The organism is Meiothermus luteus (genome assembly GCF_003574085.1).
Lineage (GTDB): Bacteria > Deinococcota > Deinococci > Deinococcales > Thermaceae > Meiothermus > Meiothermus luteus.
On record NZ_QWKZ01000022.1, the window covers coordinates 19,379 to 33,626 of the forward strand.

Annotated in this window: 16 protein-coding genes; 8 read left to right on the top strand and 8 right to left on the bottom strand. The window is 65.2% G+C overall.

The window, feature by feature from the left end; all coding sequences use genetic code 11:
- Positions 1 to 11 precede the first annotated feature (11 nt).
- From Mlute_RS04915 to trpE, 5 genes are read right to left on the bottom strand one after another with little or no spacing between them, the layout of a single operon-like run.
- Positions 12 to 875, bottom strand: coding sequence for a glycosyltransferase family 2 protein (locus tag Mlute_RS04915; protein ID WP_119359633.1), 864 nt, complete (start codon positions 873 to 875; stop codon positions 12 to 14).
- Positions 872 to 1,753 (bottom strand): glycosyltransferase family 2 protein, encoded by an 882-nt coding sequence (locus Mlute_RS04920; RefSeq protein WP_119359634.1) that lies wholly within the window; start codon positions 1,751 to 1,753, stop codon positions 872 to 874. Before Mlute_RS04920 ends, Mlute_RS04915 begins: the two co-directional genes overlap by 4 nt.
- Positions 1,729 to 2,547 carry a glycosyltransferase family 2 protein gene (locus Mlute_RS04925; protein WP_119359635.1) on the bottom strand — a complete coding sequence of 273 codons (819 nt, stop codon included), beginning with the start codon at positions 2,545 to 2,547 and terminating at the stop codon, positions 1,729 to 1,731. Before Mlute_RS04925 ends, Mlute_RS04920 begins: the two co-directional genes overlap by 25 nt.
- A 58-nt stretch (positions 2,548 to 2,605) precedes the next feature.
- On the bottom strand, positions 2,606 to 3,184 hold the full coding sequence (locus tag Mlute_RS04930; RefSeq protein WP_119359636.1) for an anthranilate synthase component II: 579 nt from the start codon (positions 3,182 to 3,184) through the stop codon (positions 2,606 to 2,608).
- Positions 3,181 to 4,578: an anthranilate synthase component I gene (gene trpE / locus Mlute_RS04935; protein WP_119359645.1), complete on the bottom strand. Its 1,398-nt coding sequence runs from the start codon at positions 4,576 to 4,578 to the stop codon at positions 3,181 to 3,183. The genes Mlute_RS04930 and trpE overlap by 4 nt, the downstream gene beginning before the upstream one ends.
- 178 nt (positions 4,579 to 4,756) lie before the next feature.
- On the opposite strand from trpE, the gene Mlute_RS04940 reads away from it, so the two are divergent.
- Positions 4,757 to 5,929 carry an MFS transporter gene (locus Mlute_RS04940; protein ID WP_119359637.1) on the top strand — a complete coding sequence of 391 codons (1,173 nt, stop codon included), beginning with the start codon at positions 4,757 to 4,759 and terminating at the stop codon, positions 5,927 to 5,929.
- Here the strand turns inward: Mlute_RS04940 and Mlute_RS04945 are convergent.
- Positions 5,913 to 6,386 carry a tetratricopeptide repeat protein gene (locus Mlute_RS04945; RefSeq protein WP_245958846.1) on the bottom strand — a complete coding sequence of 158 codons (474 nt, stop codon included), beginning with the start codon at positions 6,384 to 6,386 and terminating at the stop codon, positions 5,913 to 5,915. The two genes, Mlute_RS04940 and Mlute_RS04945, sit on opposite strands and share 17 nt — an antisense overlap.
- A gap of 68 nt (positions 6,387 to 6,454) precedes the next feature.
- On the opposite strand from Mlute_RS04945, the gene Mlute_RS04950 reads away from it, so the two are divergent.
- Positions 6,455 to 7,798: an FAD-binding oxidoreductase gene (locus tag Mlute_RS04950; protein WP_119359638.1), complete on the top strand. Its 1,344-nt coding sequence runs from the start codon at positions 6,455 to 6,457 to the stop codon at positions 7,796 to 7,798.
- Positions 7,799 to 7,811: 13 nt separating this feature from the next.
- Here Mlute_RS04950 and Mlute_RS04955 read toward each other — a convergent pair whose 3' ends face one another.
- Positions 7,812 to 8,804, bottom strand: a complete 993-nt coding sequence (locus tag Mlute_RS04955; RefSeq protein WP_119359639.1) for a hypothetical protein — start codon at positions 8,802 to 8,804, stop codon at positions 7,812 to 7,814.
- Positions 8,805 to 8,876: 72 nt separating this feature from the next.
- Entirely contained in the window at positions 8,877 to 9,404 is a 528-nt protein-coding gene (locus tag Mlute_RS04960; RefSeq protein ID WP_119359640.1) for a YceI family protein, read from the bottom strand.
- 94 nt (positions 9,405 to 9,498) lie between these two features.
- Between Mlute_RS04960 and Mlute_RS04965 the strand changes: the two genes are divergently transcribed.
- The 6 genes from Mlute_RS04965 to Mlute_RS04990 all read left to right on the top strand — a co-directional run.
- Positions 9,499 to 10,266 carry a nucleoside phosphorylase gene (locus Mlute_RS04965; protein WP_119359641.1) on the top strand — a complete coding sequence of 256 codons (768 nt, stop codon included), beginning with the start codon at positions 9,499 to 9,501 and terminating at the stop codon, positions 10,264 to 10,266.
- Positions 10,267 to 10,439: 173 nt separating this feature from the next.
- Positions 10,440 to 11,342, top strand: a complete 903-nt coding sequence (locus tag Mlute_RS04970) for a peptidoglycan DD-metalloendopeptidase family protein (protein ID WP_119359647.1) — start codon at positions 10,440 to 10,442, stop codon at positions 11,340 to 11,342.
- 35 nt (positions 11,343 to 11,377) lie between these two features.
- On the top strand, positions 11,378 to 11,764 hold the full coding sequence (locus Mlute_RS04975) for a bactofilin family protein (protein ID WP_182482478.1): 387 nt from the start codon (positions 11,378 to 11,380) through the stop codon (positions 11,762 to 11,764).
- Between the two features lie 50 nt (positions 11,765 to 11,814).
- Positions 11,815 to 12,705, top strand: a complete 891-nt coding sequence (locus Mlute_RS04980) for a M23 family metallopeptidase (protein WP_119359642.1) — start codon at positions 11,815 to 11,817, stop codon at positions 12,703 to 12,705.
- 85 nt (positions 12,706 to 12,790) lie between these two features.
- A complete protein-coding gene (gene accD, locus Mlute_RS04985; RefSeq protein WP_119359643.1) occupies positions 12,791 to 13,639 on the top strand; it encodes an acetyl-CoA carboxylase, carboxyltransferase subunit beta in 849 nt (282 codons plus the stop codon).
- 18 nt (positions 13,640 to 13,657) lie between these two features.
- Positions 13,658 to 14,248, top strand: a 591-nt coding sequence (locus Mlute_RS04990) for a carboxyl transferase domain-containing protein (protein ID WP_281270836.1), incomplete at its 3' end; no start/stop codon positions are given.

The following is a 14,248-nucleotide window of genomic DNA, read 5'->3' on the forward strand; positions in this document are numbered from 1 at the left end:
CGGCCCGAACCTCAGTCTAAAAGCGGCAAGGGCAGCCGCCAGCCTCGCTTCAAACCCCTAAAAAGCGCCCCCGCCTTGTCAAATCGGCCACGCAGGCCGTACTCCACCAGCCAGAAGAGGCAATAGCCCGCCACAGCCAACAGGGGCCAAGGCGCATGCTTGCGAAAAAGCCGGACGTTGTAGGCGGCGAAGTTTTCATCGGCAGCCAGGCTGCTGCTCCAGGAGGTGCCCCCCTTGTGCAGCACCCGGGCCCCCGGGGCCACCCCCAGCCGAAAACCGGCCTTCCTAAGCCGCAGACCATAGTCGCAGTCCTCCCCATACATGAAGAAGCCCTCGTCCAGAAGCCCCACCCGCTCCAGGGCCTTCCGCCTGATGAGCAGGCTGGCCCCGCTTATGTAGGAAAGGCGGGGCATCTGGGCGGGGTGGCTGAGGAGGCGGATGAGCCCCCACTTAAGCACCACCTCTCCCCCACCCCAGGCCTGCACCCGCTCAGGGCGATCCATATCGCACACCACCGCACCCACCGCCCCAAGGCCTGGGTCGGCCTCGGCCAGCCGCACCATGGCCGACAGGGCCCCCGGGTCAGGCTGGGCATCGGGGTTCAGGAGCCAGACGTAGTCGGCCCCCTCGGCCAAGGCCTGCCGGATACCCAGGTTGTTGCCCCCCGCAAAGCCCAGGTTGCGCTCTAGCTCGACCAGCCTCACCTCAGGAAAAGCAGCCCGAATCCGGGCCACCGAGTCGTTGTCCGAGGCGTTGTCCAAGAGCAACAGGCGCCAGCGCGGGTAGTCCAGCCTCTCCAGCGCCCGAAGGCAAGCCAGGGTATCCCACCAGGCGCGGTAGTTGAGGACGAGCACGTAGACCAGTGGACAGCTCATGAACCCTCCAGCAGCCCCCGGGTGTAGGCGGCCTCGAGCAGAAACCGATAGCCCCTAAAAGCCCCCGGGCCCTCCTCCCAACGCCGATCTTGCAGGAGCTGCTCCGCCTTGGCCCAAGGATAGGCCAAGCGCTTGTAAAGCCGCGAGGTAGGATGCACCCCTGTCCAAAGCGCCACCAGAGGATGGGGATGCAGGCGGTAGAACTCCCAGGCCATCCGCCCCATGCTGCGCTGCTTGGCCAGGGCCACCTCGAGGCTTGGCCGATCCTCGTGGGCCGCCCGGGCCCCAAGGGCCAACCGGGGCCGAACCCCCTTTCTCCAAAGCCGCCAACCCAACTCATGCTCCTCCCAACCATAGCCAGCGAAAGGCGCAAACGTCTCCGCTAGAACCCGGGACAAGGACCGGCTCGCGAACCAGAAGCCTCCCCAGCCCAGCACCGCCCCATCGACCCTCCCACGAACCCCGGCCTCGGTCTTCGCCCGCCAGAAACAGGCGAAGGCCTCCTGGGCAAAGCCCTCGGGCACATAGGTCCGGCTCACGGCCGCGGCGTGGGGGTAGCGCCGGTGCAGCCCCAGGTGGGCCTGTAGGAAACCCGGCTCGGGCACCATGTCGTCGTCGTTGAAGAGCACGTAGCGGCCCCGGGCTCGAGCCAGCCCGGCGTTGCGGGCAGCGGCCAGGCCCCCTCTGGGCTGGCAGACCACCTCGAGCCGGGGGTCGCGCAGGGCACCTAGCCGCTTCGAAGTTCCGTCCTCCGAGCCGTCGTCCACCACAATCACCTCAAAGTCCACCCCGGTCTGGGCCAGAAAAGCGCCCACGGTGCGGACCACCTGTTCGGCCCGGTTGCGGGTGGGAATCACGACGCTGAGCTCTGGTTCCATGCGTCGGAAGCCCCCCAGGCGTAGGCCAGCTCATAGTCCCCGCGGGCCCCCAGGAGGCCCTTGAAGGAGGGGAGCAGGGCCAGCTTAATGGCCAGAAGGACCGGATGCACCCCCAAGGCCCAGGCAATGCGGGGATCGCCGTGCTTCCTCCAGACCCGCACGTGGGCTGCACCCGCCTGCCGGGCCTTCTCCAGGGCCCTTCCGCGGTAGTCAAAGGCCTCGTGCACCGCCACCGCGTCCCCCAAAAAGACCAGCCGAGCCCCGGCCCTCATCAACCGATAGCCCAGGTCGGGGTCCTCACCGCCATAGCCGCTAAAGGCCGGGTCGTACCCCCCCACCTCCTCAAAAAGGGCTTTGGGCAAGGAAGTGTTGTTGCCGGTAACATTCCACCAAAAGGCCCGGGGGCCCCTAAGCTCGGCGGCCCCTGTGCCCCTTAGCTCCGGCGGCAGCTCTAGCCGCCCCACCGCCACCACCCGGGGCTGGGCATGGGCCTTTTGGTGAGCCTCGATCCAGCCGGGCTGGGGCATCACGTCGTCGTCGGAAAAGAGCAGGATGTCGCCCGTGGCCGCCTGGGCCCCGCGGTTGCGGGCCCCTGCCGCCCCCAGGCCCGGGGCAAGCTCGAGGAAGCGGAAGGGGAAAGGGGGCCGGTACTGGCTTAAAAACTCCAGCGTCCCATCGGTGCAGCCGTCGGCCACCACCACCACCTCAAATTCCCCCCGCTGGACCTCCAGAAGGCGCAGCTTCTTCTCCAAAAGCGCGCGGCGGTTGTGGGTAGGAACGATCACCGAGAGCATTCTCCCTCCTCACCGGCCCCGGCAGGCCACGGGCAGCCCGGGGTCCATTATCCAGGGTTCAACCACACAGCGCCAAGAAGTTGGCCAGCATCTCTTTTCCCCCTTCGGTCAACACCGACTCGGGGTGGAACTGCACCCCGTGGGTGGGGTAGCAGCGGTGGCGCAGCCCCATCACCGTGCGGCCCGTTTCCTCCTCTACCCAGGCGTTGACCAAAAGCTCCTCGGGCAGGTCCTCCACCACCAGCGAGTGGTAGCGGGTGGCCGCGAAAGGACTCCTCAGACCTGAGAAAACCCCGCTGCCGTCATGGGCGATAAGGCTGGTCTTGCCGTGCACGATGCGCTTGTGCCGGACTACCCGGGCCCCAAAGGCCTCCCCGATGCTCTGGTGGCCCAAACAAACCCCCAGGATGGGGTAGCGAGGGGCATACCGGCGTATCAGCGGCACCGAGAGCCCAGCCTCCTTAGGGGTACAAGGCCCTGGGGAGACCACGATGCCATCGGGGTTGAACGCCTCCACCTCCTCGAGCCGGAAGCGGTCGTTGCGCCAGACGGTCACGGCCGCCCCCAGCTCGCCCAGGTACTGCACCAGGTTGTAGGTAAAGGAGTCGTAGTTGTCCACCACCAAGATTCGCTTCATAGCCCCTCCTCCGCCAGCCGGACTGCCTTCAGCATGGCCTGGGCCTTGTTCAGGCACTCCAGGTACTCCGCCGTGGGGTTGGAGTCGTAGACCACCCCGGCGCCGGCCTGCACGTGCACCTGCTCCTGGGCCACCACCATCGTGCGCAAGGTCAGAGCCATGTCCATATGGCCGTCGTAGGCCAGATAGCCAAAAGCCCCCCCATAGGCACCGCGGCGGGAGGGCTCGAGCTCCTCTATGATCTCCATGGCCCGAATCTTGGGAGCCCCCGACACGGTGCCCATGGGCAGAACCGAGGCCAGCGCGTCCAACGGGGTCCGGTCCTCCCGAAGCTCCCCCTCCACCGTTGAGACAATGTGCATCACGTGCGAGTAGTACTCCACCACCATCAGCTCCTTGGGACGGACGCTGCCGTAGCGGCAAACCCGGCCCAGGTCGTTGCGGGAGAGGTCTACCAGCATCACGTGTTCGGCTCGCTCCTTCTCGTCGGCAAGAAGCTCCTCGGCCAAGGCCTTGTCCTCAGCGGCGTCCTGCCCCCGCCGGCGGGTCCCCGCGATGGGCCGGGTCACCACCCTGCGGCCATCGGAGCGCAGCAGGCTCTCGGGGCTGGAGGAGACCAGCGTCACCTCACCCAGGTCTAAAAAACCCATGTAGGGGCTGGGATTGACCGAGCGAAGGGCCCGGTAAATGGCGAAAGGGTGAACCCCTAAAGGCGCGGAGAAGCGCAGGCTGGGGACCACCTGGAAAATATCCCCCGCCCGGATGTAGTCCAAAGCCCGCTCCACCAAGGTCTCGTACTCGGCCTGGGAAAGATTCGGGGTGAACGCCATGCGCCGGCCGGCCCGTTCCCCCGGCACCCCCGGCAGGGGGCCCCGGAGGCGCTGCTCGGCCCAGGCGATGCGCTCTAAGGCCTCAGCTTTCTGCTCCTCCTGGGCCGGGGCCACGATGTGAAGCTGCTGCTTGAACTGGTCAAAAACCACCAGCACCTCCGGCTCAATGAAGAGGAGGTCAGGAACACCCAGAACATCCGGCTTCAAGGCAGGAAGGCGCTCGTAACAGCGAATCAGGTCGTAGGCCGCATACCCCACCGCGCCTCCCCAGAACAAGGGCAGGTCGGGGTCAAAAGCCACAGGCCGATGGACGGCTTCGTAGAGGGTGCGGAGGGGGTCGTGGGTAGGGATGGGCCTTCCGTTCAGGGTAAAAACCCCATCCTTGAGCCTCCAGACGTTCTTCGCTCCTACCCCCACGAAGCTCCAACGGGCCCAGGCCTTGCCCCCCTCCACCGACTCCAACAGGAAACTCGGGGTGGTCTTTTCGGAAAGCTTCAGGTAGGCCGTAACCGGGGTCTCGAGGTCGGCCAGCAGGGTCTTCTTGATCGGAAAGGTTCGCTTCATCCCGCTCCTCAAAATGAAAAACCCCTGGAGAGGCCCCAGGGGTACAAAGCGGCACCGCCCGGGGACTACCCAGGCCACCACCAACCCAAAGCGGCGCGCAGTCGCATCGGTTCCTTAGTTTGCCTCAAACCGACCCAGAATGCAACGCGCATCTTCTGGCGGGGTAGACTATTCCCCAGTGAGGCCGCTTTCGCTGCTCTTTCTTACCCTCTTCAACAGCATCCTAGGGCTGTCCATCCTGTTCCCCATCCTGGGCCCCCTGGCCCGCGAGCTGGGGCTCAGTGAGCTGCAGGTAGGACTTTTCTCCACCGGCTATGCCCTCATGCAGTTTCTCCTCTCCCCCTACTGGGGGCGAAAGAGCGAGACCGCAGGGCGCAAGCCCATACTCCTGGTAGGCATCCTAGGCTTTTCGGTCAGCTTCTTCCTGTTTGCCCTGTTTGCCTGGCTCGGCTATCAAAAAGCCCTTTCGGAACCAACCCTCTTCACCCTCCTGCTCCTCTCCCGGCTTCTTGGGGGGGCTTTTTCCTCCGCCACCTTGCCCACCGCACAGGCCTACCTGGCCGACATCACCCCCCGGGAGAACCGGGCCCAGAACTTTGCCGTCCTCGGGGCAGCCTTCGGCCTGGGGATTATCTTCGGTCCAGCCATTGGGGCCGGGCTGGCGCAGTTCGGCCTCCTCACCCCGGTGGTCTTCTCAGCGGGGTTGGCCCTGCTCAACGCCGCGTTTGTGGGGTGGGTCCTGCCTGAATCGCGCCGGTCGGAAGCCCACCTCGAGGCCACGCCAGGCCTATCCTGGCGCGACCCTCGGGTCCTTCCCCTCCTAGCCGCAGGCCTCAGCATAAACCTGGCCTCGGTGGCCATGGAGCAAACGGTGGCCTTCCTCTTCCAAGACCGGCTGGGGCTCAGCCCAGCCCAGACCGCCCAGGCGGTGGGTCTAGCCCTGGTGGTGTTCGGGGTGGTGGGGGTGCTCGTCCAGGGGGTCTGGGTGCGCATGGTTCGGTGGTCCCCTCGAGCCCTGATCCTGCTGGGGCTGCCCCTTTCGTTGCTGGGCTACTTGGGCCTGGTCTTCGCTCACAACTTCGCTGGTCTCACCGCTGCGCTGGTGCTGCTGGGCCTGGGCACCATGGCCAGCCCCGGGCTAAGCGCGGCCCAGTCACTAGCTGTTTCCGACCGGGAGCAAGGGGCCATAGCCGGCCTCTCCAGCGCAGCCCAGGCCCTGGGCAGGATGCTGGGCCCCACCCTGGGCACCGGTCTTTATGGGCTCTCCCCTGCCTACCCCTATGTCTTTTCAGCCCTCCTAATCTCCTTGGCAATGCTCTTCTTTCTGAGCCAGCCTAGGCTGGCCCGCTAACCCCCTCAAACCAGCGAAACCAACGGGCCTTAGCGGCAAACTCGGCCCGGCGGGGGAAGGCCTGGGCCTGACGGTAGGTTTCAAGGGCCTCCTGAGGCTCCCCGGCCCTGGCCCAGGCCAGGGCGATGGCCCTAAGGCAGCCCCACTGCCCCTCCTCATCCCCTAAAAAGCGGTACACCGCCAAAGCCCGGGAAAATAGGGGTATAGCCTGGTGGCTGTCGCCCTCGTACAAGCGGGCTATCCCCCATATAAATAGACTCTCCGCCCAGGCACGGTTGTTGCTCTGGCAGCGGGCCAGGTGCTCCGCTTGGCAAGCCAGCCCGCCGGCCTTGGGAGGATGCTCTTCCAAAACACGCCAGGCCTCCTCCAAAAGTTGCTTTAGGCGTTCACGCATCGTCGGGGCGTCCACCATAACCACCCGCCAGGCTAGCAGCCTGCTCGCAATTGCCTGGTCCATTCGTCACCTACCAGCTTCACGTAACGCTCATCCCAACCTCACAGGGCCCGCTGCGCTAGGCTAAGACCATGCTGGACTCCCTCAAAAGCCTCCTCCCCGGAAAGGTAAGCACAACACCGGCCGACCTGGAAGCCCACGGCAAAGACGAGAGCTACCCGCTCCAGCGTCCCCCGCTGGCGGTGGTCTACGCAGAAAACCTCACCGACGTTCAGGCCACCTTGGCCTGGGCCCGGGAAAACCGGGTTCCGGTCATCCCCTTTGGGGCTGGGACCAGCCTCGAGGGGCAGCTCATTCCCCAAGGGCCGGCCCTCTCCCTTGACCTATCGCGTATGAACCGCATCCTGCAGATTGCCCCCGAGGACTTCCTAGCGGTGGTGGAACCCGGCGTCACCCGCAAGGCCCTGAACGAGGCCCTGAAAGGCACCGGCCTCTTCTTTCCAGTAGACCCCGGGGCCGACGCCAGCCTGGGAGGAATGGCCGCCACCAACGCCTCTGGAACCACCACCGTGCGCTACGGGGGCATGCGGCCCAACGTGCTGGCCCTGCAGGTGGTCCTGGCCAGCGGGGAGGTGCTGGAGCTCGGGCGAGCGGTGCGCAAAACCAGCGCAGGCTACGACCTGAAGGACCTGTTCATCGGCTCCGAGGGCACCTTGGGCATCATCACCCGCCTGACCCTAAGGCTCCACCCCCTCCCCGAACACGTCCACACCCTGCGGGTCTTCTTCAAAAACCTGGAGGCCGCCGCCCAGGCCGCCTACAGCGTTATGGCCAGCGGCCTGCCGGTAGCGCGGCTCGAGCTGGTGGACGCGAGGGGCATTGCAGCCATCAACCGCTACTTGGAACGGAGCTACCCGGAAAGACCGGCCCTGTTTGTGGAGTTCCACTCCTCCAGCCGCGAGGCCCTGCAGGCCGAGTCCAGGCTGGCCCTCGAGCTCATGCAAGGGGCCGGGACCCTCAGCGTGGACGCGGCCCAAACCCAAGAGGAACGCACCGCCCAGTGGGAGGCCCGGCACCAGGCCTACTGGGCCCTGGTCAACCTCTACCCCGGCAAGGCTTACCTCTCCACCGACACCGCAGTTCCAATCTCCAAAATGCCCGCCCTGGTGGCCTACGCCAGCCGCCTGCTGGGGGAGATGAACCTGCAGGGCAGCATTCTAGGGCACGTGGGGGACGGCAATTTCCACACCCTAGTGGTCTTTGAGCCGGGCGAGGCGAAGGCCGAGGCCTTCTCTGAGCGGTTGGTGGAGCACACCCTGGCCCTAGGCGGCACCTGCACCGGGGAACACGGGGTGGGGCTGCGCAAGAAAAAATTCCTGCCTAAAGAGCACGGTCCAGCCCTCTCGTGGATGCGTCAGATTAAAGGACTTTTCGACCCAGAGGGGCTGCTCAACCCGGGCAAGATTTTTGACTGAGGATTCCCAAGGCCTAATTCCTAAGGCCAAGGCCGGGGGCGCAGTGGTTCTTGGAGAGCTTAAACTGGTTCTGAAAGCCGTCCGAGCGCTGGGACATCCAGATGCCCACGTCGCTGTGGCGGGACACCACCTGCCTGAGCCCTCCGCCCGCTCTACCGAAGGCATCGGTGTAGAACACCTCTGGACCACCCGGGTTGTACCAATAAACCGGGCCATGGTAGGCCTCCCGGTTGCAGCCGCGCAAACCCTGGAACCCCTCAAAGACCTCCTCGGTGTAGTGCAGCTCATTAACATTGAAGGGGTTCATGGTGGTAATGGGGTCAAAAACGGCGGTGGAGGCCACCACCTCCACCTTTTCGGCCAGGCGCAGCTTGAAGGTCCAAATTTCGTAGAGCGAACCAGGATTCTGGCCGTGGCAGCCGCTTCCCGGAAGGGTCATCACGGCACGGCCAATGTCGTTGCTGGGGTCCGTGTCGTTCAAGGTGGGGTCGCGCGCGCAGATGGAGCCTACCAGCCCGGTGTCGGCCATCCCCTGCACGCTTACCCGGTGCCCACTGGGGGCCACCAGGTCAAACATCAAAGAGTGGTGGCGCACGCTGTAGCGGCGCACCCCACCGGTACCCATGTGGGCCACGATGCGGGTGCTGGTCAGGGCGACGCGGTCCTCATCGTTGCGAACCCCTCGGTTGGCCACAAAAACCTTGAAGCCCTCGTGGGCCTCAGGCATCCCCGCCAGCTTGCCCACGTAGCCAAAGGGGGGCAGCTCAGGATTGGCCAGGCTGGTCCGGGGGTCGTCCCCGTGCTCGTGATCAAAATAGCACCCGTACTCGGGGTCTACCTGGGGATGCCAGGTGGGGTAGAACTCCCCATCCGGGCCACGCACGGTATGGCGGTTGTGCACCCACTCAGGGCAGAGCTGCTCCCCCATGGACATAGGGGGCTGCAGCGGCTTTTGGCAGCCTTGTAGAAGCCCCAAAGCGGCCAACAACAAGAGCCCTGTCCGCATGAAAGCGCCTCAAGTCCGAGGCTACCCGATTCTTCCGGCCCTGGGTTAATCTCTTCTTCAGAAAAGATTTAGTTAACGCGGGGTGGCCCGGGCCTCCACCCAGACCTCCACAGGGTCATTCACCCGCAAAAAGAGCAGGCTGGGCGGGATGAGGCGCCACTCCGTGAAGCTGGTGCTAAACCCCCCAGAGAATAGGTAGCCGTTTCCCTCTCGCACAAGCCTCCCCCGCACCCGCACCGACCGGCGAACCCCGCTGATCTCTAAAGCCCCGGCGAGCACCGCCTCCTCCCCGAAGGGCACAAGCTGCTCCACCTCGAGGCAGCTTTGGGGGTATCGGCTCACATTGAAGACCCCTCGAGCATCGGCGTCGCGCAAGGGGTTGCCGGAGTCAAAACGGGCCAGGTCCACGCAAACCCGGCCCGTGGCCTCACCGGTCTGGCTGTCCCAGCGCACCACCCCCTGGAGGCTGGTGTTGGTGCCCTCCCAGCGTCCTAGGGTGTAGCTGGCGGCATAGGTAACCCGCCCCTCCACGGCATAGGTCTGAGGCTGCGCCAGGGCCAATCCCCCCAACAAACCCAGCGCCCAAACAAAGCCCCTCATCCTTACCTCCCTCGTGGCTTCCCTTCTACGCTAGGTCCGGATACCCCAAACCCACCGTAGGGCAGAACCCCATCGGCCCTGCGATAATGGGAGCATGCCAACGCTCTACCACATCGGCTTTGGCCCCGAGGACCTGGGCGACCCCCCTCCAACCCTAGCCCTTCTGAGCGGCGATCCCCAGCGAGCCAGCCAAATCGCGCGCACCAAGCTGCAAAAGGTACGCACCCTCTCCGAGAACCGAGGCCTCAACAGCTACCTGGGCCTACTACCCAGCGGAAAACCCATCCTCTCCGCCACCAGCGGCATGGGCGCCCCCAGCCTAAGCATCGTGGTCAACGAGCTCGTGCAGCTAGGCATCCGCACCATCATCCGGGTAGGCACCAGCGGCTCCATCCAGGAGGAGGTGCCCCCAGGCAGCGTGGTGATTTCCAAGGCCGCCTTGTGCCGTCAGGGCGCCGCCAACGACATAGCCCCCCCAGAGTACCCCGCCAGCGCCGACCCCTTCCTGACGGTGGCCCTGGTGGAGGAGGCCCGTCGGCTGGGCATCCCCTACGCGCTGGGCATCACCGCCTCGGTGGACACCTTCTACGAAGGCCAGGAGCGGGTAGGCTCGGCCAACCCCCACCTCCTGCGCAGCCTCCAGGGCATCACCGAGGAGTATCGCCACCTACGCATCCTCAACTACGAGATGGAGGCCGGAACCCTCTTCAAAATGGGAAATGTCTACGGCTTTGCCGCGGCCTGCGTGACCGGGGTCATCGCCCAGCGCACCCGGGCGGAAGAACCCCTTCTGGACGCAAAAGGGCTGGCTGTGGAGCGAGCCATTGAGCTGGCGGTGGCGGTCGCCGAGCGTTTCGCCTGACCCCGGACTTTATGTAACGGGGGCGATTTTTCATCTAAATCTCACCGTATTGCCGCCGCTCCCCCTCGAGGCGTGCACAAGGCAAGCCCGAAGGAGGGGTAGATGTGAGCTTCATTAGGAAAGATTAAGACAGCTTGACGCGACCCACATTCCCGCGTTACTTATTGCACCTGATGCCGCTGCGCCGACACCCTGTCCGCTACACCCTCTGGCTGGCCCGTACCGGCGCGGCTCCCAAGAGTTTTTCTCTCCCGGCTTGGGTTCCACTAGTGGTGCTGGGTGTGTTGGTGGGTTGGAGCGGCCTGAACCTTTGGCTCTGGCATCGCACCGCCGAGATGCGCAACCTGCAAATCCAGCTCGTGAGCCTCTCCGAGCAGGCCCGAAAACTCAACAACCAGCTCGCCGCAGAGCGCACCCGCAACAACGCCCTAAGCCAAGACGCCAAGCGCATCCTGAGGCAGATTGAGTTACTGGAGCAGGAAATCAACGCCCTGCGCGAGCGAGCGGGCATGCCCAAAATCAAGCTGACCCCCACCCGCAACGAGGAAGGGGGTCGGGGGGGCGCTGGGGTGCCGGCGGGGCTCGAGGAGGTCTTGAAATACGCCGCCCAGCAAACCGAAAACCTGGGCGAGCAACTCAGCGAGGTCTCCCCCGCCCTCCACGAAACCCTGCGGCGCGAGGCGGCCACTCCCTACGGCTACCCCCTGCGCGGGTACACCCGCATCACCTCTTACTTCGGCTACCGACGCAACCCCTTTGGCTGGGGCTTCGAATTCCACAACGGCGTGGATTTCTCGGCCCCCTATGGCAGCCTGGTGCAGGCCACCGGGGCCGGGGTGGTGGTGGAAGCCGGCTGGAAGGGGCCTTTTGGTCTGGCGGTGGTGGTGGACCACGGCTACGGCTACCGCACCCTATACGGGCATCTCTCCAGCATCCTGGTACGGCCTGGCCACCGGGTGGAGCGAGGCACCGCGTTGGGGCGGGTGGGCTCCACCGGCCGCTCCACCGGGCCGCACCTGCACTACACGGTCTACCGCTACGGCAGCGAGGTGAATCCTAGCCGATACTTAGACTAAGCCGGCCCAGGCTTAGGGTATGATGCGGGTAAACTATGGCGGTGCTAGGCGGACGCAGATCCAACCCGGCCGTGCTCACCTATCTGAGCGAGGGCAGCGAGATTGAAGGAAACCTCAAGACCAGCGGCAGCGCCCGGATTGATGGACGGGTCAAAGGCTCGGTGATCGTAGAGGGCGACCTGGAAATCGGCAGCAACGCCCAAATTGAAGGGGAACAGGTGCGGGCCCAGAACATCATCGTACACGGCCAGGTAAACGCCCAGATCACCGCCAGCGGCAAGCTGCACATGACCAAAACCGCCCGTGTGGAAGGGGACATCCGGGCCATGTCGCTGGACGTGGAGGCAGGAGCGGTCTTCGTAGGCCGCAGCCAGACCGGCGAACTCCGGGCCTTGCCCCAGAATACCAAGCCGGGGGGATAAGCCCGGTCAAATATCACCTAAAGCCTTCCCGCAGGGATTATGTTAGGGCCATGGCCAAAGGGCCACACCCCCTTCGCACAGCCCTTACCCTTCGGGTACCGCTTTGGGCAGCGGTTTTGCCTGTGGTGCTGCTGGTTTTAGGCGCAGTCTCACTCCGGGAAAAGGCCGCGGGCGAGCGAGCCCAGCTCCTGGCTCTTCAGGCTGAGGCCCGAAGGTTGGCCCTGGAGCTCGAGGCCGAGCGAAGCCGGAACCAGGCCTACAGCGCAGAAGCCGCACAGCTCCAGCAAAGCCTGGGGATTCTGGAAAGGGAGCTCAACCGCCTGCGGGCCAGAGCGGGCCTGCCCGAGGTTCGCCTGGGGCCCATCCAGCCCAGCCCGCCCTCCTCCGAAGCGCCCCGTGGCGCGGGAGAACCGGTTGAGCTGGGAAGCCTGCTCCTGAGTCTGCGAACCCGGATGGACAACCTCTCCCTAGAGCTGGAGGCCACCGCCCGGTCCCTCGATAACCCCACGCCCCCCGACCCTTGGCCAAAGCCCACCCGATCAAATCGCACCCCCAGGGGCCTCCCCCTTCCCTTTGAGGCCCGCCTCACCTCCGGCTTCGGCTACCGTCCCAGCCCGTTCGGTACGCTGGCCTATGAGTTCCACAACGGGGTAGACCTGGCAGCCCCCGAGGGCACTCCGGTCTACGCCACCGCTGCGGGAACCGCAAGCCAGGTGGGGTGGAACCCCCTATTTGGCCTCATGGTGCTGCTTGACCACGGCAACGGCCTGCACACCCTATACGGCCACCTCTCGGCGGCCTACGTGGCGCGGGGCCAGACGGTAGAGGAAGGCCAGCCCATCGGCGCGGTGGGCTCCACCGGCCGCTCCACCGGGCCACACCTGCACTACACGGTCTATCGCTATGGGGTGGCGGTGGACCCCCTACCCTATCTACGTTAGGGGCCTTCGGCGCCCACTTTTTGAACCCCGTTCAAGCAGTGGGGGTTTCGCTGGTTTTGTTCTCTAGGGTATAAGATAGGGCGTTATGGCCTTAGAACGGCTCTTTCGCCGTCGCCGGGCCCAGGGCGAGGCCAGGGACATCCCCGAGCTTTGGGCCAAGTGTCCCAAGTGCGACGCGCAAATCTACAAAAAAGACCTGGAGCACAACCTCTATGTCTGCCCCAAGTGCGGCCACCACCTCAGGATGCCCGCCAGCAAGCGCATTGAGATGCTGGCCGATGCGGGCAGCTTTGAGGAGACCACCCGCCTTAGGCCCGCCGACCCCCTGGGCTTCGTGGACACAGAACCTTACCCCAAGCGGCTCGAGCGCTACCAGCGGGAAGCCGGGCGGCCTGACGCCATCGTAGGAGGACGCTGCACCATCGGTGGGGTACCCAGCGTACTCTTGGTGATGGACTATGCCTTCGCGGGAGGCTCCATGGGCAGCGTGGTGGGTGAGGAGATTACCCGAGGAGTTGAGCAGGCCGCCCAAGAGGAGCGGGCGGTGGTCATCGTGGCCGTCTCGGGGGGTGCCCGGATGCAAGAAGCGGCCCTCTCCTTGATGCAGATGGCCAAAACCACCCTGGCCCTAGACCGGCTCTGGGCCAGGCGGCTGCCCTACGTTTCCATCCTGACCGACCCCACCACAGGGGGGGTCACGGCCAGCTTCGCAGCCCTAGCCGACGTGATCTTCGCCGAGCCGGGCGCGCTCATCGGCTTTGCCGGGCCTAGGGTAATCAAGCAAACCATCCGCCAGGAGCTACCCGAGGGGTTCCAGCGGGCCGAGTTCCTGCTCAAGCACGGCATGGTAGACCAGGTGGTAGACCGCCGTCAGCTCAAGGCCCAGGTGGCCCGGGTACTGGGACTCCTGCACCCTACAAGGGTGGGGAGCTAACCCTCCCCTGGAGGTTTCATGCCTTTAGATTTTGAAAAGCCCATAGAGGAGTTGGAGAGCAAGATCGCCGAGCTCGAAGGCTTTGCTGCGAGCAGCGGGGTGGACCTATCCAGCGAGATTAGGGTGCTGCGGGAGCGGCTGGCCCAGCTCAAAAGCGAAACCTTCACCAACCTTTCCCGCTGGGAGCGGGTCCAGATTGCCCGGGCCCCCGGTCGCCCCACCACCCTAGACGTCATCGCACAGCTCATGACCGACTTTGTGGAGCTTTCGGGGGACCGCGCTTTCGGAGAGGACCCCGCGGTGGTGGGTGGCCTCGCCCGCTTTGAGGGCTCCACGGTGGTGGTGGTGGGCCACCAAAAAGGGCGGGACACCAAGGAGAACATCCGGCGCAACTTCGCCATGCCCCACCCCGAGGGCTACCGTAAGGCCATGCGCCTCATGGACATGGCCGACCGCTTTGGGCGCCCCTTCATCGCCTTCATTGACACCCCAGGAGCCTACCCTGGTATCTCTGCCGAGGAACGCGGCCAGGCTTGGGTCATCGCGCAAAGCATCCAGCGCATGAGCCGCCTTAGGGTCCCGGCGGTGGCGGTGGTCCTGGGGGAGGGG